The following is a 23,472-nucleotide window of genomic DNA, read 5'->3' on the forward strand; positions in this document are numbered from 1 at the left end:
GCTCCCCCGCTACGCGGTCTCCGGCTCCAGCACGCGCGCTCGCACCTGCGCCGCCGCACCGAGTGCGACGGCGTCGGACCCGAGCGTCGACTGCGCGAGCCGGATCGTCGCCCCGCTGACCGGCGGTTCCGCGGTGATCGCCGCCGTGATGGCCGGTTCGAGCAGGTCCCAGGACCGTGCGATCCCCCCGCCGATCAGGACGGTCGTGACGTCGAGGATCCCCGCGGTCAGCAGTGCGGCACGGGCCAGGCCCCACCCAGCGGTGGCGAAGACGGCGGCCGCGTCGGCATCCCCGCCGCGTGCGGCGACGGCGACGTCCCGTGCCGAGAGCGTCCGGCCGGAGCGCTCGGCGTAGCGGTCGGCGATGCCGCGTGCGCCGGCGATGGTCTCCAGGTGCCCGGTCTGTCCGCAGGTGCACCGGGCATCGCCGAAGCCGGGGACGTGGCCGATCTCACCGGCGGCACCGCGCGGGCCGGCGAAGAGCCGTCCGTCGAGCACGAGCGCGCCGCCGACCCCGGTGCCGAGGGTCATCCCGAGCACGTCGGACTCCCCCACGACCGCGCCGGTGGCGATCTCGCCGAGCAGGAACGCGTTCACGTCGTTGTCGAGGGTCGCGGGGACGCCGAGGGCGTCCGTCACCGCCCGGGTCACGCCGTACCCGGCCCAGCCGGTGAACGAGTTGCCGGTGACCAGGACGGTCCCCGTGGTCCGGTCGACGACGCCGGCCGCGCCCACCCCGACACCCGCCAAGGAGGCCCGGTGCGTCTCGAGCAGACCCGTCACGGCCCCGAGTGCGGCCGTCACGATCGCCGCCCCGCCCGCGTGGGCGGGCGTCGGCAGGTCGAGGCGGTCGATGACCTCGAGGTCGGGCGTGGTCAGGACGACCTTCGTGTTGGTGCCGCCGACGTCGACCCCGGCCAGGACCCGGGTCACGCGGTCACCGCCGCGAGCGAGGCGAGGCGCTCCGTCCGACGCTGCCGTTGCAGCACGGGGTCGGGCACCGGTACCGCGGCGAGCAACCGCCGGGTGTAGTCGGTGGTGGGGTGCAGGAGCGTCGTGCCGGTGGTGCCCTGCTCCTCGACGACGCCCTGGCGCATCACCACGACGCGCTCGGCGAAGTGCTGCACGACGGCCAGGTCGTGCGAGACGAACAGGCACGCGAACCCCAGGTCGTCCTGCAGCTCGCCGAGGACCTCGAGCACGGTCTCCTGCACGCTGACGTCGAGCGCCGAGGTCGGTTCGTCGGCGACGAGCAACCGCGGTTCGAGCACCAGCGCCCGGGCGAGCGAGACCCGCTGGCGCTGCCCGCCGGAGAGCTCGCGCGGGGCACGGGACGCCAGGGTCCGCGGCAGCCGGACCGCGTCGAGCACCTCGTCGATGCGGCGACGGCGGTCGGCCGAGGACATCCCGCGCCGGTGCACGGCGAGGGGTTCCGCGATGCACTCGGCCACGGACATCCGGGCGTCGAGGGACGCCACCGGGTCCTGCAGCACCACGCCGATGCCGGAACGGAGCGCACGACGGTCACGGCCCTTCGCCGTCCGCAGGTCCTGCCCGAACAGCGACACCGTGCCGGACGTCGGCTTGATGAGCCCGAGCGCCACCCGGGCCGCGGTCGACTTGCCCGAGCCGGACTCGCCGACCAGGCCGACGGTCTCACCGGCGTGCACCGCGATGTCGATGCCTGCGAGCGCGTGGACGGCGCGCGCCCCGCGCCCGAACGTCACCGAGACGTCCCGCAGGTCGACCACCGGGGCCGCACCGGGCCTCCCGGCCGTCTCGGTCTGTGTGTCCGCGACGGGAGCCGACGGACGATCGCCCGCCACGTCGAGCCGCGGCACCGCGGCGAGCAGCCGCTTGGTGTACTCGTGCTCGGGGCGGAGCAGGACGTCCTCGACCCCGCCGGTCTCGACGATCTCGCCCTGGAGCATCACCGCGACCCGATCGGCGAAGTCCGCGACGACCCCCATGTTGTGCGTGACGAGCAGCACACCGGTGCCGGTCTCGGTGGCGAGCGCACGGAGGAGCTCGAGGATCTCGGCCTGCACGGTCACGTCGAGGGCCGTGGTCGGCTCGTCCGCGATGAGCAGCTTCGGCGCGTTCGCGATCGCCATCGCGATGACCACGCGCTGGCGCTGCCCACCCGACAGCTGGAACGGGAACGACCGGGTGCGCGACTCGGGGTCGGGGATGCCGACGCGACGGAGCAGGTCGACGGCCTCGGCCGCGGCGGCGGACGCGGGGACGTCCCGGTGGTTCCGGATCACCTCGGCGATCTGCGCACCGACGCGGGTGAGCGGGTCGAGGGCGGTCGCGGGCTCCTGGAAGACCATCGAGACGGTCGAGCCGCGCAGTGCCCGGAGCGCGGGTTCGCCGGCGCCGACGACCTCGTGGCCGGCGACGACGGCGCTGCCCGATGCTGTCGCGTTGCCGGAGAGCAGGCCCATCGCGGCGAGGGCGACGGTCGACTTGCCGGAGCCGGACTCGCCGACCAGGGCGAGGGTCTCGCCGGGGGCGACCGACAGGGACACCCCCCGCACGGCGTCGACGGTGCCGGATTCGGTGCTGAAGGAGACGCCGAGGTCGGTCGTCCGCAGGATCGGTTCGGTCGTCATCAGCGGCCCCGTACGTCGAAGGCGTCCCGCAGTCCGTCGCCCACCGCGTTGAACGCGCAGACGACCAGGATCACGGCCAGACCCGGCGGCACGATGAGCCACCAGCGTCCGGAGTAGGCGGCGGTGAGGCCCGCCGAGAGCATGCCGCCCCAGTCCGTCGCGGGCGGCTGCACGCCGAGCCCGAGGTACGAGACGTAGGCGACCAGCAGGATCGCGTCGGCGACCTGGAACGTCGCCGCGACGACGATCGTCGACACCGAGTTCGGCAGCAGGTGCTTGCCGATCGCGCGGGCGTGCGAGCCGCCGATCGCGCGCAGTGTCAGGACGTAGTCGCGGTTCTTGAGCGTCAGGGTCTCGGCGCGGATCAGGCGGGACGGCACGAGCCACGACACCAGGCCGAGGATCACGATGAGGCCGCCCACCCCCGGGTTCGTGATCGCCGAGATGACGAGCAGGATGAACAGGGCCGGGATCGCGATGCCGGCGTCGACGACGCGCATCATCAGGGCGTCGACCCAGCCGCCGACGTACCCGGCGACGGAGCCCCACAGCGTGCCGACGACGGTGGCCAGGACCCCGGCGGCGATGCCCACCATCAGGGAGACCTTGCCGCCGTACATCAGGCGGCCGAGGACGTCGTGGCCGACGGCGTCGGTGCCGAGCCAGTGCGCGGCGCTCGGGCCCTGGTTGGCCTGCTCGAGCAGCGTGTGGGTCTGGTCGGTCGGGTACACGAACGGGCCGACGAAGCAGAACAGCACGATGACGACGATCAGGGCGAGGCCGATCACGGCGAGGGTGTTTCCCCGGAAGCGTCGGGCGGCGAGCCGGAACCCGGTCGCCGCGACGGTGACGGGGGCACCAGGGGCTTCGGGGGCCATCTGGACGGCGGTCATGCGCGGCTCGCCTTCACTCGGGGATCGATCAAGGACTGTGCGACGTCGGCGAGCAGGGTGCCGATGACGGTCGCGATGGAGATGACGAGCACGCAGCCGAGCAGCGTCGGGTAGTCGGAGGACTGTGCGGCGTTCCAGAACAGCAGCCCCATGCCGGGGTAGTTGAACAGCTGCTCGGTCACCAGGGCGCCGCCGAACAGCACCGGCAGGTAGTACCCGAGCATCGCGACGACCGGGGTCAGCGAGTTCCGGAACACGTGCCGTCGCAGGATCGTCGCGGTCGAGGCGCCGCCGGCACGGGCGGTGCGGACGTAGTCCTCCTGCAGGTTCTCGAGCGTCGAGGCGCGCATGTACCGACTGAACACCGCGATCATCGCGAGGGCTCCGGTCACCACGGGCAGCACGAGTCCGGCGGGGTCCTGGAACACCTCGGCGAGGGTGGTGCCGCTCGGGGCCTGGGACGGCAGCCACGGCAGCTGCTGGCTGAAGACGATGATCAGGACGAGGCCGAGGAAGAACGCCGGCGTCGAGTAGAAGACGAACGCCAGGGCGGTGGCCGCGTAGTCGACCGCACCGTTGCGGCGGGCCGCCTGGAGCATCCCGACCGGGATCGCGACGACGAGTCCGAGCACCGCGGAGATGCCGGTGAGCACGAGGGTCTTCGGCAGGCGCTCGGCGATGAGCTGCGAGACCGGCTCGTTGAGCGTGTACGAGGTACCGAGGTCGCCGGTCAGCAGACGACCGAGGAACCGCAGGTACTGCACGGGCAGCGGCTGGTCGAGCCCCTGCGCCTGGTTGAACTGGGCGATCTGCGTCGGGGTCGCGGAGACGCCGAGCACGCCGCGGGCGGGGCCGCCGGGCAGCGCGTGCAGCAGGCAGAACACCACGACGGTGACGATGAGGATCACCGCGAGCGCCTGCAGGACGCGCCTGGTGAGGTAGAGAGCTGTGGTCATGCGGCTTCCGATGGTCGGATTGGAGACGTGCGAGGGACGGGAGGCGCGGTGTGCGTCGGACGCGCACCGCGCCTCCCATCCGTGGTCACGGTCTTACTTGTTCCACTTCCACTGGGCCGGGTGGAAGTTGGCGAGCGAGTCCTGGTCGAAGCCGGACAGGCCCTTCTTGACGACCGAGATCTGGTAGTCGGGGCTCGGCAGCCAGATCACCGGCAGGTCCTTCGCGACCGCTGCGCTGTAGTCCTGCACGGCGGTGGCGTCGGTCGAGGTGGTGGTCGCGTCGATCAGGGAGTCGACCTCCTTGTTGGAGTAGCTGCCGAAGTTCGCCGAACCGCCGGTCTGGAACAGCGACTCACCGGTCGGGTAGGCCGGGAAGTACCAGCTGCCCGCGGTGCCGAAGAACGACAGGTCCCAGTCGCAGCTGGCCTCGTCCGAGGTGCAGGTCGGGGTCTGCGACAGCACGCTCGACACCGGTGCGGTCTTGATGGTGAAGTCGATGCCGGTCTTCGCGAGCGAGGACTGGATCGCGCTCATCATGTTGTCGGTCACGGTCGAGCCGGACTGCGACAGCACCTGCATCGAGAACTTCGTGCCCTGCTCGACGCCCTCGCCGCACTGGCTGGCGGACGTGCCCGGGTCGGTGCAGACCATCGTGCCGCCCTGCTCCTCCCAACCGTGGCTGGTCAGCAGGTCCTTGGCCTTCGAGGTGCTGAACGGGTACGGGTTCGACTTCTGCACGTCGGAGACGTAGTCGGACTCCTGTGCCTGCGGGATCGGACCGTACGTCGAGGTGGCGGTGCCGTTGAAGACGACCTTCGACAGCGACTTCTGGTCGATCGACATCTGGACGGCCTGACGGGCGTACAGCTGCTTGAAGACGGCGCCCATCGTCGGGTTGTTGAAGTTGTACGGCATGTACGTGATGGCCCAGCCGGTCCACGGCTCGACCTCGTAGCCCTTCCCGGTGAAGGACGACTTCTGGTCCATGTCGGTGGCGTTGATGTACCCGTAGTCGACCTCGCCCGAGCGGACGGCGTTCACCTCGGCGTCGGCCGTGGTGAAGGGCAGCAGGTTGACCGTCGTGATCGACGGCTTCTCACCACCGTCGTACTTCTTGTTCGCCGTCAGGGTGACCTTGCCGGCCGTGGTGAAGGTCTTGACGCCGTACGGGCCGGAGATGGTCTTCCACAGGTCGTCGGTGGCGTAGTCGGAGATCTTGCCGGCGGCGGTGTTGAGGTACTTCCACACCTGCTTCGCGCCGGCGGTGGTCTCGTCGGCGTCGGTCACCTTCGCGGTCGCGCTGGTCTTGTCCCAGGCGTGCTGGGGCAGCGGGATGATGTGGCTCAGCTGGTTGGCGAGCATCCAGTCCGAGTTGTAGGCCTTGTCGAACGTGATGGTGAAGTGCGTGTCGTCGACGGCCTTGAACGACGTCCAGTTGTCCGGTGCCTTGCCCTTGGAGTACGAGCCCCACTGGTCCTTGTTCGCCTTGATCAGGTTGAACCAGAACCCGACGTCGCGGCTCGTGATCGCCTCGCCGTCCGACCAGTGTCGGTCGCCGAGCGTCATGGTGACGCTCTTGCCGTCGTCGGCGAACTCCGCATCGGTGGCGACGGAGCCGGCCTTGTTCCACGCGATCTTGCCGGTGGAGCCGTCGTACGCGACGAGCGGCTCGTACAGCGACTGGGCGATGGAGCCGTTGTTCGTGTTGAGGTGCGCGGCGGTGCCGATCGGCAGGATCCAGTTCGGCGTGAAGTTGGCGGGGAGCGCGTAGTCGATCTCGTCGGTCGATCCCTGCGAGGCGTTGCCGCCTCCGGAACAGCCGGCGAGCAGCGCGACGGCGATCGCAGCTCCGGTGAGGAGCGCCCAGCGACGGGGCTTGGACATGCGGTGTCTCCTTGTGCGAGGGACTTCGGGGAGGTGGAGCACGGGTGCCGAGCGGCACGAGGACAGTCAAGGACCAAAGCGATTGGAAAAACAAACATCTCGATGTAAAAACTGCGTTACTGCCGAACGGACGAAAGGGTGGACCGCTCGATCCGCCCCGTAGGCTCGCGGCAGAACGGACCACCGACCGGTGTTCCGCTCCCGTTCCGCCCGGATTGGAGAAAGTCGTGGCCGATCTCAGCGCCCGCGTCCTCGAGCTCGTCGCCTCGGGGCAGGCCGCCAGCCGGACCGAGATCGCGAAGGTGCTCGGAGCCGCCCCCTCGACCGTCTCGCACGTCGTCGGCCAGCTCCTGGAGCACGGGATCCTCGCCGAGGAAGGCACCGACGTCTCGACCGGCGGTCGCCCCCGCAAGGTGCTCCGCATCGGCGGCGTCGACGAGTACGCGGTCGCCGCGGACGTCGGTGGCGGGCACGCGCGCATCGGCGTGGTCCTGCCAGGAGGCGCGCTCGAGTCGGTCGCGAACGTCCCGTTCGCGCTCTCCGACGGTCCGACCGCCGGGCTCCAGCGCCTGGCCGCGCTGCTCGAGCGGCTCGCCGACGACCGTGGTCGCGAGGGGCTGCGGGGCGTCGGGCTCAGCCTGCCCGGGCCCGTCGACGTCGTCGCCGGCGTCGTGGACCTGCCGAGCCGGATGCCGGGGTGGAACGGGTTCCCCGTGGCCGCGTGGCTGAGCGACCGGTTCAGCCTGCCGGCGATCGTCGACAACGACGCGAACTGCATGGCGGCGGGTGAACAGACCGTGCAGGACCCGGCTCGACGCCAGACCATCACGATCAAGGCCGGGTCGGCGATCGGCGCGGGCATCGTCATCGACGGTCGGCTCTACCGCGGGTCGACCGGGGCCGCCGGGGACATCACCCACGTGCGGATCGACGCCGCCGGGGACACCCCGTGCTCGTGCGGCAACACCGGCTGCCTCGAGACGGTGGCGTCCGGTGCCGCCCTGGTCCGGATCCTGTCGAACGCCGGGGTCGACGTCGCCTCGACCGCCGACGTCGTCCGGCTCGCCTCGGACGCGCACCCCGAGGCCACCCGTGCCGTCCGGATGGCGGGCAGGTACCTGGGCGAGGTGCTCGCCGCCAACGTGAACTTCTTCAACCCGGACGCCGTGTACCTGGGCGGCATCCTGTCGACCCTCGACCCGTTCATCGCCGCCGTGCGGAGCCAGCTCTACGAGAGCTGCCACCCGTTGATGACCCAGCACCTGGCCATCGAGCCGGTGTCGCTCGGCGCCGATGCCGGGCTCGTCGGCGCCGGGCAGTTCGCGCTGCAGCGGGGCCTCGCCGCCTCGCTCGAGGAGCTCTCCGCGCCCATCCCCCAGTCCACCACCAGGAACAGGAGCGTCCGTGTCTGAGACCGGTCCCGTCACCCCAGCCGTCCCCGTCGCCGCAGCCAGCACCGCTGGCGCCGATGGCGTCCGTCGCCCCGTCATCGCCATCGCCGGGCTCGCAATCGAGACGTCGACGTTCACGCCGACCCGGACCCACGCGCCCGCGTTCCACCCGGACCGCGGCGAGGAGGCCGTCGCCCGCTACCCGTTCCTGGCGACCATGGCGGACCGGGCGGACTTCCGCGGGGCACTCATCGGGCACGCGCTGCCCGGCGGGATCGTCGACCGGGCGTCGTACGAGACCCTGGCCGACGAGATCGTGGAGCGGCTGCGTGCGCTGGGTCCGGTCGACGGGCTCTGGTACGACATCCACGGCGCGATGGTGGTCGAGGGACTCGACGACGCCGAGACGGACCTGCTCGGCCGCATCCGCGCGGTCGTCGGCCCCGACGTCATCGTGTCCGCGTCGATGGACCTGCACGGCAACGTCACGCGCGAGCTCGCCCACCGGGTCGACCTCGTCACCTGCTACCGGATGGCCCCGCACGAGGACACCCTCGAGACGAAGGAGCGTGCCGTCCGGAACCTCGTCGACGTGCTCACCGAACGCCCCGTCGGTGCGCAGCGCCCCGTGAAGGCCTGGATCCCGATCCCCGTCCTGCTGCCGGGCGAGCAGACCTCGACCCGTCTCGAGCCGGCGAAGTCCCTGTACGCGCAGGTCCCGCTCGTCGAGCAGACCGCGGGCGTGCTCGACGCCGCGATCTGGGTCGGGTACGCGTGGGCCGACCAGCCCCGCGACCAGGCCGTCACCGTCGTCACCGGGTGGGACGAGGCCGCCGTCGCAGCCGGTGCCGAGCGGCTCGCACGTGCGTTCTGGGACGTCCGCGAGGACTTCGTGTTCGTCGCCCCCACCGGCACGTTCGAGGAGTGCCTCGACGCCGCGCTCGCCCCGGGCGCCGCGAAGCCGTACTTCGTCTCGGACTCGGGTGACAACCCCACGGCCGGCGGCTCCGGGGACATGACCTGGGGCCTGACGCAGGTGCTCGCCCGCCCGGAGTTCCAGGACCCGTCCGGCCCGACCGTCATCTACGCGAGCGTGCCCGGACCGGCCGCCGTCGCCGCGGCGGTGGACGCCGGCGTCGGTGCGACGATCACCGTGACCGCCGGTGCCGAGGTCGACCACGTGCACGCGGGCCCGATCACGATGACCGGCCGGGTGCACGCGATCAAGCACGGTGACCGCGACGCCGAGACCGAGGTCGTGCTGCAGGTCGGCAGCGTCTTCGCGATCCTGACGAAGCTGCGGAAGCCGTACCACCACGAGCACGACTTCACCGATCTCGACCTGGCCCCGCGGCAGGCGGACGTCGTCATCGTGAAGATCGGGTACCTCGAACCGGAGCTGTTCGACATGTCCGCCGACTGGATGCTCGCGCTCACCCCGGGCGGTGTCGACCAGGACCTGCTGCGCCTCGGGCACCACAGGATCGAGCGGCCGATGTTCCCCTACGATCGAGTGTTCCCGACGGCACCGGACCTCCGCGCCCGCATCGTCCCCGCCTCCAACGAACCGCTCGGAGCCCCTGCATGAGCACCACCGCCGCACTCGAGATCGCCGTCACCTCACCGGCGGGTGCGATCACCGCGCGGGACGGCGGCGCCGACCGCGTCGAACTCTGCGTCGGGCTCGAGCTCGGCGGGCTCACCCCGTCGCAGGCCCTGGTCGAGACGACCCACGAGACCGGGATCCCGGCGCACGCGCTGGTCCGCTGCCGTCCGGGCGGGTTCGTGCACTCCCCCGACGAGGTCGAGCTCATGGTGCGCGAGGTCCGCACGGTCCTGCGCTCCGGGGCCGCGGGCGTCGTGGTCGGTGCCCTGCGCCCCGACCGGACCCTGGACGAGGACGCCCTCCGCCGCTTCGTGGACGCCGCCCGCTCGGTCAGTGCCACCGCCGAGGTCACCCTGCACCGCGCGATCGACCACGCGACCGACCCCGTCGCCGCTGCCGGGTCGCTCGCGGCGCTCGGGTTCACCCGCGTCCTGACCTCGGGTGCCGCCCCCACCGCGGTCGCCGGCGCCGAGACGATCGCACGCATGGTCGAGGCCGCCGGGCCCGTACAGGTGATGGCCGGCGCCGGGGTCACCCCCGCCGACGTCCGCGCGCTGCTCGCCACCGGCGCCGCCGCCGTGCACCTGTCGGCCAAGCGACCGGCCGCGGACAGCACGCACGCCGGGGTGCCGATGGGCGCCGGGGACGACGGCTCCGCGCACTTCGTCACCGACGCCGAGGTCGTCGCGGCCGCGCGGCGCGCGCTCGACGCCTGAGTCGTTCCGGACCCGCACCGGGTCCCGGTCCCGCACCGGGTCCACGGACCCGCACCGGGTCCGTGGTGCGGCGCGTGGCGGACGCGCACCGCGCCTCCAGGCCAATCCGGGACCACCCGGAGGGACCCGCTCCTACGGTCGGCACCACCTGACCGAACGGAGAACCGTGTCCGCTCCCGTGACCGACATCACCGAACCCGACACCCGTCGCGCCGAGGTCGCGCGGTTCCTCGAGGAGCGCCGCGAACACCTGGTGCGGCAACTCAGCGAGTGGGTGCGGATCCCGTCCGTCGCTTCGCAACCCGAGCGCGCGATCGACGTCGAACGGTCCGCGCACTGGCTGGCCGGAGCGATGCGCGAGGTCGGCCTCGAGACCGAGGTCCTGCAGGCCGGTCCCGCACCGGCCGTGTACGCCGAGCTGCTCGTCGACCCGGCGCTGCCGACCGTGCTCGTCTACAGCCACCACGACGTGCGGCACGCGAAGCCCGAGGAGTGGCACGAGACCTCGCCGTGGGAACCCGTCTTTCGTGACGGACGCCTGTACGGGCGCGGGGCGTCCGACGCGAAGGGGCAGGTGCTCGCCCACCTGTGGGGGCTGCGCGCGCACCTCGCCACCCGACCGGACGGCACCCCGGCCGTGAACCTCAAGTTCCTCGTCGAAGGAGAAGAGGAGCTCGGCTCCAGCCACTTCGCCGACCTGCTCGACGCCGAGCAGGAGCGGCTGGCGTGCGACGTCGTCGTGTTCTCGGACACGCTGCAGTGGAAGGCCGGCAACCCCGCCGTCGTCACGTCGATGCGTGGCATGACGGGCGCGACCCTCACCGTCACCGGGCCAGCGCGCGACGTCCACAGCGGTGCCGTGTCCGGTCCCGCTCCCAACCCGGTGCTCGCCCTCGTCACCGTGCTCGCGGCCCTGCACGACGACCAGGGCCGCATCACGATCCCCGGGTTCCTGGACGACGTCGACGCGCTCGACGCCGAACGACGCGCCGAGCTGCAGGCACTCGACTTCGACGCCGACGTCTGGGTCGAGCGCACCGAGACCGGGGCGATCACCGGCGAGGCGGGGTACTCGGTCGAGGAGCGGCTCTGGGCCCGACCGTCGATCGAGGTGCTGACCCTGCTCGCCGGCGACCCAACCGGGTTCCCACGAGCCGTGGTCCCGCGTGAGGCAACGGCCGAGATCAGCATCCGGACCGTGCCGGGGCAGCGGGTGCAGGCCGTCGCCGAGCAGCTGCGCCGGTTCGTCCGGGACACGATGCCCGACGGGGTGACCTACGAGCTGACGATCCCCGAGGAGACCGGCCAGGACCCGTACGTGACCCCGTCGGGCCCCGAGCTCGACGCGCTCGTGCGGGCGATGGAACTCGCGCACGGCACCGAGACCGCCGGGCGGATGGGCAACGCCGGGGGCGGTCCCGCGGAGCTGCTCGGCCGGGTGTTCGACGCCCCCGTCCTGTTCGTCGGCACGGGGCTGCCGGAGGACCACTGGCACGCCAGCGATGAGAGCGTCGACCTGCGCACCCTGCTCGACGGTGCGGCGACGATCGCGCACCTGTGGAGCGGACTCGGCGAGGCCGGGAATGGATCGTCGCACTCCGGGGCTTGATGCCCCCATGACATCGTCAGCAGCGCGCCGCGGGTGGCTCAGCGTCACGTCCGTCGCACTCGGGTCGTTCGTGCTCGTCCTGTCCGAGTTCCTGCCCATCGGACTGCTCCCCGCCATCGCCGACGACCTGGACGTCGGCATCGGCACCGCCGGCCTGATGGTCGTCGCCACCGGACTCGTCGGAGCCGTCGCGGCACCGGTCGTCACCGTCCTGACCTCGCGACTCGACCGCCGGGTGGTGCTCGTGTCCCTGACCGTGCTGCTCGTGGTCGCCGACGGCCTCGCCGCGATCGCGCCGTCGTTCTGGGTGCTGCTCATCGCACGGATGCTGCTCGGTGTCGGCATCGGGGGCTTCTGGGCCATCGGCGCTGGGATCGCCGGGCGACTCGTCCGGCCGGAGCTGACGATCCGCGCGACCTCGCTCATCACGGCCGGCGTCTCCGTCGCGACCGTCGTGAGCCTGCCGCTCGGCGCCCTGGTGTCGTCGCTCGCCAGCTGGCGTCTCGGCTTCGTGATCGGTGGGGCGCTCGGTGTCGTCGCGCTCGTCCTGCAGCTGGCGATGCTGCCGAGGATCCCCGCGCAGCAGCGGGTGCGGTTCGCCACGCTCGGGTCGCTGCTCCGCGTGCCCCGTGCCCGGGTCGGGCTCATCGCCGCGGCCTTCGTCTTCGCGGCCCAGTTCGCCGCGTACACCTACATCGCGCCGTACCTGCAGCAGCTCGTCGGCGTCGGCCCGGACACCGTGACGATCGCGCTGCTGGTGTTCGGCGTCGCGGGCATCGTCGGGAACTTCGCCGCGGGCTTCACGCTCGACCGCAGTGTCCTCGGCACCATCGGGGCGTCGAAGTTCGTGCTCGCGGCGGCCGTCGTGCTGCTGCCGCTGCTCGCCCACTCCGTCGTGGGGGTCTTCGTGCTGCTCGTCGTGTGGGGCCTGGTGTGGGGTGCGCTGCCGCTCGGGATGCAGACGTGGATGTCGACGGCGTCGCCGGCCGGGTCCGAGACCGGGCTCGCGCTGTTCGTCACGACGATCCAGCTCGCGATCGCCGCCGGTTCGGTGCTCGGTGGTGCCGCGGTGTCGTCGTTCGGTCTGGCTGCTGACTTCTGGCTGGCCGGCGGGGTCGCGATCGTCGGCGCCGTCGTGCTCGTCGCCATGGGGCTGCGGAAGTCGAGTGCCGTGCCGGTGGTCGAGCCGGTCTCGGCCGAGCCGACGCCGACCGTCCCGGTGGCCGTCGCCTGCCCCTGACGCCGGTCGGGACGGGTCGGGATCGGTCGCAAGACACCGGTGTTCGCGCACTGAACACGCGCAGACCGCGGTTCAACGGGCGAACACCGGTGTTTTGCGGAATCGGTCAGGTCAGGGTGACGACGCGGTCGGCCGCGGCGATCGCGGCGGGGTCGTGGGCCGCGTGCACGACCACGACCCCTGCAGCGGCCTCGTCGGCGAGCGCCGCCACCACGAGCGCCGCCGACTCGGCATCGACCCCCGCGGTCGGTTCGTCCACCAGCAGCACCCCGGCACGCTGCGCCAGCCCGAGCGCGACGAGCGTCCGCTGACGCTGCCCGCCCGACAGCTCCTCGACGGGCCGGTCGGCGAGGTCCGTGATCGCCATCCGCTCGAGCTGCGCATCGACGATCGCCCGGTCGGCGTGTCCGAGCGGCCGCCACCACGCGCGGTGCCGCCACCGCCCCATCGTGACGGCCGCGCGGACGGTGAGCGGGAGCGTGGTCGGCGGCACGGACTGGGTCACGTAGGCGACGCCGTCGGACGGGAGGCCCGTCACCCGCCCGGCGGTCGGCCGCACGACGTCCGCGACCACGTCGAGCAGCGTCGACTTGCCGGATCCGTTCGGTCCGGTGAGCGCGGTGACGGCCCCGGCGGGGAACGTCACGTCGAGCGTGTCGAGGACGGTCCGGTCGCCGAGGACGGCCGTCACGCGGTCAAGGTGGACGACGGATCGGGGATCAGTCGGCTCGGTCGACTTGGTCGCAGGCACCTGAGCACGCTATCAGTATCGATACTCGTTTTCATGTAGCGTCTCGGACCGTGACCTGGCTGACCGATCCGTTCTCCGTCGACTTCATGGCGCGCGCCCTGGCCGGCGGCTCCCTGGCGGCGGTCCTCTGCGCCGTGGTCGGCACGTGGGTGTTGGTCCGGGGCATGGCGTTCCTGGGCGAGGCGCTGTCGCACGGCATGCTGCCCGGCGTCGCGATCGCCACCCTGACCGGGATCCCGCCGGTGCTCGGTGCCGCGGTGAGTGCGGGCGTGATGGTGCTCGGCGTCGGGGCACTGCGACGTCGCGCCCGACTGTCGTACGACACCTCGATCGGCCTGCTGTTCGTCGGGATGCTCGCGCTCGGTGTGATCATCGTCTCGTCCTCGCGGTCGTTCGCCACCGACGTCACCGCGATCCTGTTCGGCGACGTCCTCGCCGTCACCCGAGCCGACGTCGGCGGCCTCGCGATCGCCGCAGCCGTGGCCCTGGCCGTCGCCGTGGCGTTCCACCGACCCTTCACCGCGCTGGCGTTCGACACCCGCAAGGCCACGACGCTCGGACTGCACCCACGCCTGGCCGAGGTCGTGCTCATCGGGCTCGTCACCCTGGCGGTCGTCGCCTCGTACCGGGCCGTCGGCACCCTGCTCGTCGTTGGCCTGCTGCTCGCGCCGGCGGCCGCCGCCCGCGCCTGGACCCGGCACGTGGCCTCGACGATGCTCCTCGGCGCCGGGATCGGTACCGCCGCCGTGCTCGTCGGGCTGCTCGTCTCCTGGCACGCCGGCACCGCCGCCGGCGCGAGCATCGCCGCGGTCGCCGTCGGCAGCGTGGTGGTCTCGCGCGCCCTGGCCGTCGTCGTCCTGCGGCGCACCCCGATCCCCACACCGGCGCGCGCGGCCGCGCCGGCAGCACCACGATCCGCCGCACCGTCTCGAGAGGGAGCATGAAGCACTCGACCACCAGCCGCGCCCCCGCGCGCCTCCTGTCCACCATCGGCCTCGCCACCGGCCTGGCCCTCACCGTCACCGCCTGTTCCACGGGCACCCCGTCGGCCGACAGCTCGACCGGCACCGCCCGTCCCCACGGTTACGTGGCGGGCGCGAGCGAGTCCCAAGAACCCCAGGTGGGCCTCCTGGCCGTGTCGGCGACCGGCGCGACCGCGCTGCACGACCTGCTCACCGAGGAGACCACCGAACTCGAGGACGTGGACGCACCGGAGCACTCGGCGACCGACGGCCGGTTCGTCGTGACGAGCGGTGCCGACCGCACCACGATCGTCGACGGCGGGTCCTGGACGGTCGACCACGGCGACCACACGCACTACTACGCCGCCGAGCCCCGGGTCGTCGGCACGATCGACGGCGGCGGCCGGGTCGCGGTGCACTCGTCCGAGACCATGACGACGATCACCTGGCCGGACCGGGCCGAGGCCGTCGTGCTCGACCGTGAGGCACTGGGCCAGGGCGAGGTCGACGAGACCGCCCGGATCGACGCGAGCGTCCTGCTGCCGATGGGCGAGCAGCTCGTGGCGGCCGACGGCGACACGGTCCGCGTGCTCGACCAGGACGGCGAGGCGACCGACACCGCTGACACCGCTGACACCGCTGAGCAAGCGTGCACCGACCCCGCCGGCGGGATCGTCACCCGCGCCGGCGCCGTCGTGGGCTGCGCCGACGGAGCGGTCGTGGTGGACGACACCGGCGAGACCTCGTTCGTCGACCTGCCCGACGGCGCCGAGCGTCCGACGGCCTTCGCCGCACGTGCTGGCCGGCCCACCGTCGCCGGCCTGGCGGGCACCACCGGGTTCTGGTTGCTCGACGTACGACAGGGCTCCTGGCGGCTCGTGCCGACGGATCGCCCCCTGCGCGCCGTGGTCGCGGTGGACGACGAGGACGAGCACGTGGTCGGGGTCGACGACTCCGGGCGGGTGGTCGTCGTGACCGCTGCGACGGGGAAGGTCGCCACGACCGAACCACTGATCGACGCCCGAGCCGGCGACACCGGCCTCGACGACCCCGCACCGCTGCTGCAGCTCGACGCCCAGCGCGCCTACCTGGCCGACCCCGCGGACGGCACCGTGCACGAGATCGACTTCGCCGACGGCGCCCGGGTTGCCCGCACGATCGAGCTCCCCGTCGCCCCCGTCGCCTTCGCCGAGGTCGGACTGTGACGGGCACCAGGGCCCTGACCGCGGGCCTCGTCGCCGCGATCGTCGCCCTCGTCGCCACCGGGTGCACCACCACAGGCTCCGACCGGGCCCTCGTCGCGGTGACCACGAACATCCTCGGCGACGTCGTCAGCGAAGTCGTCGGGGACCAGGCCGACGTCATGGTCCTCATGCCCCCGGGCGCCGACCCCCACTCGTTCGAGGTCTCCGCGCAGGAAGCCGCCCGGCTGCGGAGCGCCGACCTGGTGGTCGAGAACGGGCTCGGGCTCGAAGAAGGGGTCGCCCGTCACGTCGCGGCGGCGGCCGAGGACGGCGTGCCGGTCTCCACTGCCGGAGACGCGTTCGACCCGCTGGAGTGGACCACCGAGGACGACAGCGGCCCCGACCCGCACTTCTGGACCGACCCCGCCCGGATGGTCGACGTGGTCGAGGCCCTCGACCAGGACCTGCGCGACGCCGGCATCGAGCCGACCGGCACCGACGCCTACCTGGACGAGCTCCGCGACCTGGACGACACGATGACGACCGCGTTCCGGACCGTGCCCGAGGAACGCCGGGCCCTCGTCACGAGCCACCACGTGTTCGGGTACCTGGCCGACCACTACGGGTTCCGGGTCGTCGGGGCGGTGATCCCGAGCGGGACCACCCTGGCCTCCCCGAGCGCCGCCGACCTGCGCGACCTGGCCGACGCGATCGACGAGGCGGGGGTCCGGACGATCTTCGCCGACGCCTCGCAGCCCGCGCGACTGGCCGAGGTGCTGGCCGAAGAGGTCGACCTGCACGTCGAGATCCGCCCGCTGGCGACGGAGTCCCTCACCGAGGACGGCGACGCCTCCACCTACCTCGGCATGATGCGCTCGAACACCGACGCCATCGTCGACGGCCTGTCGACTAGTAATTGAGAATGAGAATCAATACAGTGAGCGGCATGACGAACACGAAGACGCTCCGGGCCGTGTGGCCCGCCGCCCTGCTCGGTGCGGCCGCCCTGGCCCTGACCGGGTGCGCCACGAACACCGACGCCGGGTCCGACAGCACTGCTAGCCCGAAGGCCGACGGGACCCGCATCACCCTGACCTACGACGGCGGCCTGCTGGTCCTCGACCAGGACCTGCGGGTCGTGGCCGACGACGCGATCGACGGCTTCACCCGGGTCAACCCGGCCGGTGACGGACGCCACGTGCTCGTCACCGTGCCCGAGGGCTTCCGGGTCCTCGACACGCAGGCCGAGCCCGCCCTGACCGACGCGGTGTTCCCCGCCGACACCGGTGGCCACGCGGTCGTCCACGGCGACCGCACCGCCCTGTTCGCCGACGGCACCGGCGACGTGACGACGTTCGACCACACCGAGCTCGACGGCGCCGACCTGCCCGAGGTCGAGACGACGAAGTCCGAGGCCGCCCACCACGGCGTCGCGATCGAGCTCGAGGACGGCACGCTCCTGACCACCATCGGCACCGAGGAGAGCCGCTCCGGCGTACGCGCCCTCGACGCCGACGGCAAGGAGACCACCCGGTCCGAGGAGTGCCCCGACGTGCACGGCGAGGGTGCGGTCAAGGGCGAGGTCGCGGTGTTCGGCTGCACCGACGGTGCGCTGGTCTACCAGGACGGCGCGTTCGAGAAGATCGACGCCCCGACCGAGTACGGCCGCACCGGCAACCTGTTCACCACCGAGGACTCGTCCGTCGCGGTCGGCGACTACAACGACGACCCCGACAGCGAGGGCTACCTGCTCGACCAGATCGCCCTGATCGACGCGGCCTCGGGCGAGTACACCGTCGCGGACATGCCTGACGGCGTCGGCTTCACGTTCCGCGACCTGGCCCGCGGCCCCGGCGACGAGGCCGTCGTGCTCGGCGACGACGGCGCCCTGCACACCTTCGACGAGACCACCGGCGAGCAGCTGGAGTCGTACCCGGTGATCGACGCGTGGGAGGGCCCGACCGAGTGGCAGGACGCCCACCCGGCCCTGAAGGTCGAGGGTGACGTCGCCTACGTCACCGACCCCGCCGAGCAGAAGGTCCACGCCGTCGACCTGACCACCGGCAAGGTCATCGCCTCGAGCGACGAGCTGCCGGGCGTGCCCAACGAGATCGCGGTCGCGTAGCGACGAGCGAGCGAGCGACGGGGCACGAAACACAGCCCGAGACGCAACAGGAGGCCCGTGGCGATCCCGCCACGGGCCTCCTGTCCGCTGTCAGCGCGTGGACCGCGCGACGTCAGCCGCCGTCCGTCAGCCCTTGACCGGGATCGACTGCGCCTTGAGCGCCGCGATGGTCTTGGACTGCCCGGACTCGAGCGCCTCGGCCAACGTGCCCGAACCGGACGCCGCCTGCCCGAAGCCGTCGGAGACGTCCGAGTAGGTCTGCGTCATCGTCGGGCCCCAGGTGAATGGCTGGATGTCCTTCGCCGCGGTGGCGAACTCCTCGTAGATCTTCTGGCCGCCGTAGAAGTCGAGGCCCTCGGTCAGGGCCGGCAGGTCGGCGCCGGTGGTCGAGGCCGGGTACAGGTTGGCCTCCTTGTTCAGTGCGGAGAGCGCCTCGGTCGAGGTGTTCAGCCAGACCAGGAACTTCGACGCCTCGGCCGGGTGCTTGCTGCCCGCGAAGACGACGTTCGACGAACCGCCCCAGGCGGCCGACTTGGTCTCACCGGACTTCCACTGCGGCATCGGCGCGACGGCCCACTTGCCCGAGGTCGACGGCGCACCGCTCGAGATGGTGTTCGCGCCCCAGACCGCGGAGACCCAGGTCCAGTCCTTGCCGCTGTCGTAGGCGCTGTTCCACTGGTCGGTGAAGCTCGGCAGGGTGTTGACGAGCTTCTTGTCGATCAGGTCCTGCCAGTAGTCGGCGACCTTCTTCGACGCGTCGTCGTTCAGGTTGACCTTCCAGTCCTGGCCCGAGTTCTCGAACCACTGGCCACCGGCCTGCGAGACGAGCCCCGCGAACTGGTTGACGTCTCCCTTGGCGAAGTTGGTGATGTTGCCGCCGAGCGCCTTGATCTTCACGGCGTCCTCGGCGTACTCCTCCCACGTCTTCGGGGCGTCGAGGCCAGCCTTCTCGAACAGGTCCTTGCGGTAGTACAGCGCCATCGGACCGGAGTCCTGCGGCACCGCGTAGACCGACTTCGACTCACCGAAGGTCACCTGGTTCCACAGGCCGTCGGAGAAGTCCTTCTTCGCGTCGCTGATGCCGGCACACGCGCCGATGTCCTCGAGGCCGCCCTGCACGCGGAACGCCGGCAGGGTGTCGTACTCGACCTGGCCGATGTCCGGCGCCTGCTTGGCCTTCAGCTGGTTGAAGAAGTTCTGGTAGGTGCCGCTGTTGCCGTTCGCGACGATCGAGACCTTGACCTGGATGTCCGGGTTGGCCTTGTTCCAGATCGCGACGACCTTGTCCATGTTCGGCACCCAGGTCGTGAAGTCGAGGGTGACCTTGCCGTCCGAGGGCTTGCAGCTGGCGGCCGCGGTGTCGGATCCGCCGCCGCTGCTGCTGCCGCCGGTGCTGCAGCCGGCGAGGGCCACGGTGGCGGCCACGGCGATCGCGGCGACGCTGAGGAACTTCGTTGTCTTCATGCTGTTTCCGTTCGGATGTGGTGTGGGGAGAGCTGGTGCGGAAGGGGTGCGGGTCGAGGGGCTACTTCAGGCCGCCGGAGCCCAGGCCGGAGCGCCAGAAGCGCTGCAGGCTCAGGAAGGCGATGAGCAGCGGGATGATCGAGACGAACGACCCGATGAGCACGAGGGTGCGCAGGTCCGGGTACTGGTTCACGCTCGAGTTCCACGTGTAGAGGCCGAGGGTGACGGGGAACAGCGACGAGTCGCGGAGCATCACGAGCGGCAGGAAGAAGTTGTTCCACACGGCGACGAACTGGAACAGGAAGATCGTCACGAGCGCGGGCGACATGAGCCGGACCGCCACGGTGAAGAACGTCCGGACCTCGCCGGAGCCGTCGATGCGGGCGGCCTCGATGATCTCGTCCGGCACGCTCGACGCCGCGAACAACCGCGACAGGTAGACGCCGAACGGACTGACGATGCTCGGCAGGAACACCGACCAGAACGTGTCGGTCAGGTCGACCTGGCTGAAGATGAGGAACAGCGGCAGGGCCAGGGCGGTCGCCGGCACGAGCACGCCGCCGAGGAACACGTTGAACAGGACCTCGCGACCGCGGAACCGGAACTTGGCCAGGGCGTACCCGCACATCGCGGAGAGCACGGTGCCGAGCAGGCCGGCCACCCCGGCGTAGGCGATGCTGTTCAGCAGCCAGCGCAGGTAGATGCCGTCCTGCCGCGTGAACAGCTCGACGAGGTTGCCGAAGAAGTCCTGCACCGAGGTGGCACTGAACCACAGCGAGAACGTCGAGTTGAAGTTCGCGGCGGTCTTGGTGGACGAGACCAGCAGCCAGAAGATCGGCAGCAGGAAGTAGAGGGTGAAGACCCCCATCACGATCATCGCGGCGCTGCGCGAGATGACGCTCTCGCGGGGACCGCGCGCTCCGCGCTGGTGCGGACGGGAGGCCCGGTTCGGCTCGAGCGGTCGGCCGGCGTCGTGGACGAGGTCACCTTGGGACGGGGCGTTGACGGTCATTCGGCGGCCTTCCGCTGGGTCAGTCGGAGGAACCCGATCGACAGGACGAACGTGGCGACGGCGAGGACGACCGAGAACGCCGCGGCGAGGTTGAAGTTCGGCACCGAGGACGTCGAGTAGACGAGCATGTTCGGCGTGAACGTCGACGAGATGGTCGAGGTGAACTGGCGGAACACGGTCGGCTCGGTCAGCAGCTGCAGCGTGCCGATGACGGAGAACACCGCGGTGAGGACGATGGCCGGCACCACGAGCGGGATCTTGATCGACAGGGCGATCCGGAGCTGGGACGCACCGTCGAGCTTCGCCGCCTCGTACACCTCGGCGGGGATCGCGAGGAGCGACGAGTAGATGATGAGCATGTTGTAGCCGACGTAGACCCAGGTCACGACGTTGGCGACGGCCCACAGCACGGTGCTGCCGCCGAGCAGGTCGACCCGCGACGTCACCGCGGAGAACGGCGACAGGTCGGGGGCGTAGAGGTAGCCCCACATGATCGCGGCGATGACGCCGGGGACCGCGTACGGCGCGAAGAACGCCAGACGGAAGAACCGCTTGCCGCGCAGCAGCGGGGAGTCGAGCAGCAGGGCGAACAGGAGCGCGAGCCCGAGCATCACCGGCACCTGCACGACACCGAACAGCAGCACGCGGAGCACGGAGCTCCAGAACTCGCCGTCCTGGAACACCAGGGCGTACTGGCTCAGTCCGCCGAAGACCTGCGTCGGGGCGCCGAACGTGCCCTGCCGCTCGATCTTCTGCAGCGACTCCCACACGGCGTAGAAGATGGGGACCAGGTAGAACGCCGTGAACAGGACGGCGAACGGCAGGACGAAGATCGCGATCGCGCGGCGGTAGCGGAACCCGCCGCCCCGGCGTCGTCGGGTCGCGCTGGGCGACTGTGCGGTGGTGGTCATGAGCGGTTCCTGTCGGTGCGGATGATCTGGGTCCCGCCGGGGGCGATGGCGGTGGTACCGGTGACGGGGCGGTCGGCGACGAGCTCGTGGCCGACCTCGTGGTGCTCGACGGCGCGGTCGGAGTGGTTCAGCAGGAAGACCCACTCGTGGGTGTCGTCCCGGCGACGCACGACCTCGAGTCCGGGGCGGACGGCGGGGTCGGCGCGCACCCCGGCCTCGTCGAGGACGCGGTGGACGAACCCGCCCAGCGCACCGGCGTCGAGCACCGTGGACGTGTACCAGGCGGTCCCGGCGCCGTGCTCGTTGCGGGTGACGGCCGGGCTGCCGGCGAGCGGGCCCTCGGCGTAGTCGACGACGCTCGTCGCACCGCGCAGCTCGACCGGCTCCGACCAGACGCTGCCGGTCGTGCCGTCGGACAGCGCGATCGTGGCGTCGGCGGCGAGCGGGAGGAACTCGTCCACCCGCACGCCCAGCAGGTCGCGGAAGGCGCCCGGGTAGCCGCCGGTGCGGACCCGGTCGCGCTCGTCGACGATGCCGCTGAAGCAGCTGACGATCGCGTGCCCGCCGCCGGCGACGTGGTCGGCGATGACGGCCGCGTGCTCGTCGCGGACCAGGTACAGCTCGGGGACGACGACGAGCGCGTACCCGTCGAGCGGTGCCCCGGGGGCGACGACGTCGACGGTCACGCCGAGGTCCCAGAGCGCGGCGTGGAACGCGTGGACCTGCTCCAGGTAGCGGAGCGCGGTGCTGGGGTGGGCCTCCAGGTCGGCCGCCCACTGGTTCTCCCAGCTGAACACGAGCGCGACGTCGGCGACCACGCGGGAGCCGCGCAGTTCGCCGAGCCGCTCGACCAGGGCGCCGAGCGCGACCACGTCGTGCCAGGTCTTCGACTCGGTGCCGGCGTGCGGCAGCAGCGCGGAGTGGAACTTCTCGCTGCCCTGCACGGATGCGCGCCACTGGAAGAAGCAGACCCCGTCGGCGCCGCGGGCGATGTGCGCCGCGGTGTTCCGGAGCATCTCGCCCGGGGCCTTCGCGACGTTGTGCGGCTGCCAGTTGACGGCACCCGTCGAGTGCTCCATGAGCAGCCAGGGGGCACCGCCGGCCAGGCCACGGGTGGTGTCGGCGGCGAAGGCGAGCTCGACGTGCGGCTGGGGCAGGCGGTGGTCCAGGTAGTGGTCGTTCGCGATGACGTCCATGTCGCCGGCCCACGACCAGTAGTCGAGCGCCGTGATGTGCGCGGCGACCATGAAGTTCGTCGTGACGGGCTTGTCGCTCAGCTCGCGCAGGACGGCGGCCTCGGCACGGTGGTGGCCGAGGAGCTCGTCGGACGAGAACCGGTCGAAGTCGATGGTCTGCGCCGGGTTCGTGAACGACAGCGTCGCGCGGGGCGGCAGCACCTGCTCCCACGCGGAGTAGCGCTGGCTCCAGAACGAGGTGCCCCAGGCGGCGTTGAGCGCGTCGACCGTGCCGTACCGGTCCTGCAGCCAACCGCGGAACGCCTGGGCGGAGACGTCGCAGTAGCAGTGCGCGTTGTGGCAGCCGAGCTCGTTCGACACGTGCCAGAGCCGCACGGCGGGGTGGTCGCCGTAGCGCTCGGCGGTGGCGCGGACCAGGGCGAGGGCGTGCTCGCGGTAGACCGGGGAGCTCGGGCAGAACGCCTGGCGGCCACCGGGCCAGCGGGTGGTGCCGTCGGCGACGACGGGCAGGACCTCGGGGTACCGGGTGGTGAGCCACGGCGGTGTCGAGGCGGTGCCGGTGCCCAGGTCGACCCCGATGCCCGCGGCGTGCAGCAGCTCGATGACGGTGTCGAGCGCGGCGAAGTCGTACTCGCCCTGCCGCGGCTCGACGTGCGACCAGCCGAAGACGTTGATCGCGACGAGGTTCACGCCGGCCTCGCGCATGAGCCGGACGTCCTCGACCCACACCTCGGGGTCCCACTGCTCGGGGTTGTAGTCGCACCCGAACGCGAGGCCCGTCGAGCCGAGGCCGAGCGCGCCGGTGGCGGTCGTCGGCAGGGTGGTGGTCGTCACGGGGATCCTCGCTGATCGGGGCGACCCCGGCCGCCTCGGTCGCGTGCGACCCCTTCGACGGCGAAGGCCACCCAGTGTTCTGGGAGCGCTCCCAGTCCGCGCCGGCCGATCGGGGCCGATGTT

Annotated in this window: 19 protein-coding genes; 9 read left to right on the forward strand and 10 right to left on the reverse strand. The window is 71.7% G+C overall.

Going from position 1 to position 23,472, the window contains the following annotated elements:
* Positions 1-9 precede the first annotated feature (9 nt).
* The 5 genes from HQQ79_RS02340 to HQQ79_RS02360 form a co-directional block, all read right to left on the reverse strand.
* On the reverse strand, positions 10-933 hold the full coding sequence (locus HQQ79_RS02340) for an ROK family protein (RefSeq protein ID WP_173032361.1): 924 nt from the start codon (positions 931-933) through the stop codon (positions 10-12).
* Positions 930-2,615, reverse strand: coding sequence for an ABC transporter ATP-binding protein (locus tag HQQ79_RS02345; RefSeq protein ID WP_173032362.1), 1,686 nt, complete (start codon positions 2,613-2,615; stop codon positions 930-932). Before HQQ79_RS02345 ends, HQQ79_RS02340 begins: the two co-directional genes overlap by 4 nt.
* The gene (locus tag HQQ79_RS02350) at positions 2,615-3,508 is read right to left on the reverse strand and encodes an ABC transporter permease (protein ID WP_027467217.1); all 894 of its coding nucleotides are present in this window, start codon (positions 3,506-3,508) and stop codon (positions 2,615-2,617) included. Before HQQ79_RS02350 ends, HQQ79_RS02345 begins: the two co-directional genes overlap by 1 nt.
* Positions 3,505-4,464, reverse strand: a complete 960-nt coding sequence (locus HQQ79_RS02355) for an ABC transporter permease (RefSeq protein ID WP_027467218.1) — start codon at positions 4,462-4,464, stop codon at positions 3,505-3,507. Before HQQ79_RS02355 ends, HQQ79_RS02350 begins: the two co-directional genes overlap by 4 nt.
* Positions 4,465-4,557: 93 nt before the next feature.
* Entirely contained in the window at positions 4,558-6,348 is a 1,791-nt protein-coding gene (locus HQQ79_RS02360; RefSeq protein ID WP_173032363.1) for a peptide ABC transporter substrate-binding protein, read from the reverse strand.
* 227 nt (positions 6,349-6,575) lie between these two features.
* Between HQQ79_RS02360 and HQQ79_RS02365 the strand changes: the two genes are divergently transcribed.
* The 5 genes from HQQ79_RS02365 (at position 6,576) to HQQ79_RS02385 (ending at position 12,910) form a co-directional block, all read left to right on the forward strand.
* Complete coding sequence (locus tag HQQ79_RS02365; protein ID WP_173032364.1) at positions 6,576-7,760, forward strand: ROK family transcriptional regulator; 1,185 nt, start codon at positions 6,576-6,578, stop codon at positions 7,758-7,760.
* Entirely contained in the window at positions 7,753-9,327 is a 1,575-nt protein-coding gene (locus HQQ79_RS02370) for a M81 family metallopeptidase (RefSeq protein WP_367948040.1), read from the forward strand. Before HQQ79_RS02365 ends, HQQ79_RS02370 begins: the two co-directional genes overlap by 8 nt.
* Positions 9,324-10,061, forward strand: coding sequence for a copper homeostasis protein CutC (locus tag HQQ79_RS02375; protein WP_071245156.1), 738 nt, complete (start codon positions 9,324-9,326; stop codon positions 10,059-10,061). The genes HQQ79_RS02370 and HQQ79_RS02375 overlap by 4 nt, the downstream gene beginning before the upstream one ends.
* A gap of 178 nt (positions 10,062-10,239) precedes the next feature.
* The gene (locus HQQ79_RS02380) at positions 10,240-11,670 is read left to right on the forward strand and encodes a M20/M25/M40 family metallo-hydrolase (protein ID WP_367948041.1); all 1,431 of its coding nucleotides are present in this window, start codon (positions 10,240-10,242) and stop codon (positions 11,668-11,670) included.
* 7 nt (positions 11,671-11,677) lie between these two features.
* A complete protein-coding gene (locus tag HQQ79_RS02385) occupies positions 11,678-12,910 on the forward strand; it encodes an MFS transporter (RefSeq protein WP_173032365.1) in 1,233 nt (410 codons plus the stop codon).
* A 106-nt stretch (positions 12,911-13,016) separates the two neighbouring features.
* Here the strand turns inward: HQQ79_RS02385 and aztA are convergent, their stop codons facing one another.
* Complete coding sequence (gene aztA, locus HQQ79_RS02390; protein WP_367948042.1) at positions 13,017-13,661, reverse strand: zinc ABC transporter ATP-binding protein AztA; 645 nt, start codon at positions 13,659-13,661, stop codon at positions 13,017-13,019.
* Between the two features lie 50 nt (positions 13,662-13,711).
* Between aztA and aztB the strand changes: the two genes are divergently transcribed.
* The 4 genes from aztB to HQQ79_RS02410 are packed head-to-tail and all read left to right on the forward strand — an operon-like array spanning position 13,712 to position 17,932.
* On the forward strand, positions 13,712-14,605 hold the full coding sequence (gene aztB, locus HQQ79_RS02395) for a zinc ABC transporter permease AztB (protein ID WP_173032366.1): 894 nt from the start codon (positions 13,712-13,714) through the stop codon (positions 14,603-14,605).
* Positions 14,602-15,828: an ABC transporter gene (locus HQQ79_RS02400; protein WP_173032367.1), complete on the forward strand. Its 1,227-nt coding sequence runs from the start codon at positions 14,602-14,604 to the stop codon at positions 15,826-15,828. Before aztB ends, HQQ79_RS02400 begins: the two co-directional genes overlap by 4 nt.
* A gap of 14 nt (positions 15,829-15,842) precedes the next feature.
* Positions 15,843-16,727 (forward strand): metal ABC transporter substrate-binding protein, encoded by an 885-nt coding sequence (locus tag HQQ79_RS02405; RefSeq protein ID WP_173033074.1) that lies wholly within the window; start codon positions 15,843-15,845, stop codon positions 16,725-16,727.
* A gap of 26 nt (positions 16,728-16,753) precedes the next feature.
* Positions 16,754-17,932, forward strand: coding sequence for a hypothetical protein (locus tag HQQ79_RS02410; RefSeq protein WP_173032368.1), 1,179 nt, complete (start codon positions 16,754-16,756; stop codon positions 17,930-17,932).
* Between the two features lie 126 nt (positions 17,933-18,058).
* Here the strand turns inward: HQQ79_RS02410 and HQQ79_RS02415 are convergent, their stop codons facing one another.
* The 4 genes from HQQ79_RS02415 to HQQ79_RS02430 all read right to left on the reverse strand — a co-directional run bounded on the left by HQQ79_RS02415 (position 18,059) and on the right by HQQ79_RS02430 (position 23,349).
* Positions 18,059-19,396, reverse strand: a complete 1,338-nt coding sequence (locus tag HQQ79_RS02415; RefSeq protein ID WP_173032369.1) for an ABC transporter substrate-binding protein — start codon at positions 19,394-19,396, stop codon at positions 18,059-18,061.
* A gap of 61 nt (positions 19,397-19,457) precedes the next feature.
* Positions 19,458-20,408: a carbohydrate ABC transporter permease gene (locus HQQ79_RS02420; RefSeq protein WP_216852150.1), complete on the reverse strand. Its 951-nt coding sequence runs from the start codon at positions 20,406-20,408 to the stop codon at positions 19,458-19,460.
* Positions 20,405-21,319: a carbohydrate ABC transporter permease gene (locus HQQ79_RS02425; protein WP_173032370.1), complete on the reverse strand. Its 915-nt coding sequence runs from the start codon at positions 21,317-21,319 to the stop codon at positions 20,405-20,407. Before HQQ79_RS02425 ends, HQQ79_RS02420 begins: the two co-directional genes overlap by 4 nt.
* Positions 21,316-23,349, reverse strand: coding sequence for a beta-galactosidase (locus HQQ79_RS02430; protein ID WP_173032371.1), 2,034 nt, complete (start codon positions 23,347-23,349; stop codon positions 21,316-21,318). The genes HQQ79_RS02425 and HQQ79_RS02430 overlap by 4 nt, the downstream gene beginning before the upstream one ends.
* Positions 23,350-23,472 lie beyond the last annotated feature (123 nt).

This window comes from Curtobacterium sp. VKM Ac-2852, assembly GCF_013205045.1.
GTDB classification, from domain to species: domain Bacteria; phylum Actinomycetota; class Actinomycetes; order Actinomycetales; family Microbacteriaceae; genus Curtobacterium; species Curtobacterium flaccumfaciens.

What these genes read in the sequence shown, in the direction of transcription:
- HQQ79_RS02355 (WP_027467218.1), bottom strand. Translation starts at nt 4,464, where the DNA reads ATGACCACAGCTCTCTACCTCACCAGGCGCGTCCTGCAGGCGCTCGCG.
- HQQ79_RS02385 (WP_173032365.1), top strand. Translation starts at nt 11,678, where the DNA reads ATGACATCGTCAGCAGCGCGCCGCGGGTGGCTCAGCGTCACGTCCGTC.
- HQQ79_RS02350 (WP_027467217.1), bottom strand. Translation starts at nt 3,508, where the DNA reads ATGACCGCCGTCCAGATGGCCCCCGAAGCCCCTGGTGCCCCCGTCACC.
- HQQ79_RS02425 (WP_173032370.1), bottom strand. Translation starts at nt 21,319, where the DNA reads ATGACCACCACCGCACAGTCGCCCAGCGCGACCCGACGACGCCGGGGC.
- HQQ79_RS02345 (WP_173032362.1), bottom strand. Translation starts at nt 2,615, where the DNA reads ATGACGACCGAACCGATCCTGCGGACGACCGACCTCGGCGTCTCCTTC.
- HQQ79_RS02410 (WP_173032368.1), top strand. Translation starts at nt 16,754, where the DNA reads ATGACGAACACGAAGACGCTCCGGGCCGTGTGGCCCGCCGCCCTGCTC.
- HQQ79_RS02400 (WP_173032367.1), top strand. Translation starts at nt 14,602, where the DNA reads ATGAAGCACTCGACCACCAGCCGCGCCCCCGCGCGCCTCCTGTCCACC.
- HQQ79_RS02360 (WP_173032363.1), bottom strand. Translation starts at nt 6,348, where the DNA reads ATGTCCAAGCCCCGTCGCTGGGCGCTCCTCACCGGAGCTGCGATCGCC.
- HQQ79_RS02415 (WP_173032369.1), bottom strand. Translation starts at nt 19,396, where the DNA reads ATGAAGACAACGAAGTTCCTCAGCGTCGCCGCGATCGCCGTGGCCGCC.
- HQQ79_RS02420 (WP_216852150.1), bottom strand. Translation starts at nt 20,408, where the DNA reads ATGACCGTCAACGCCCCGTCCCAAGGTGACCTCGTCCACGACGCCGGC.
- HQQ79_RS02375 (WP_071245156.1), top strand. Translation starts at nt 9,324, where the DNA reads ATGAGCACCACCGCCGCACTCGAGATCGCCGTCACCTCACCGGCGGGT.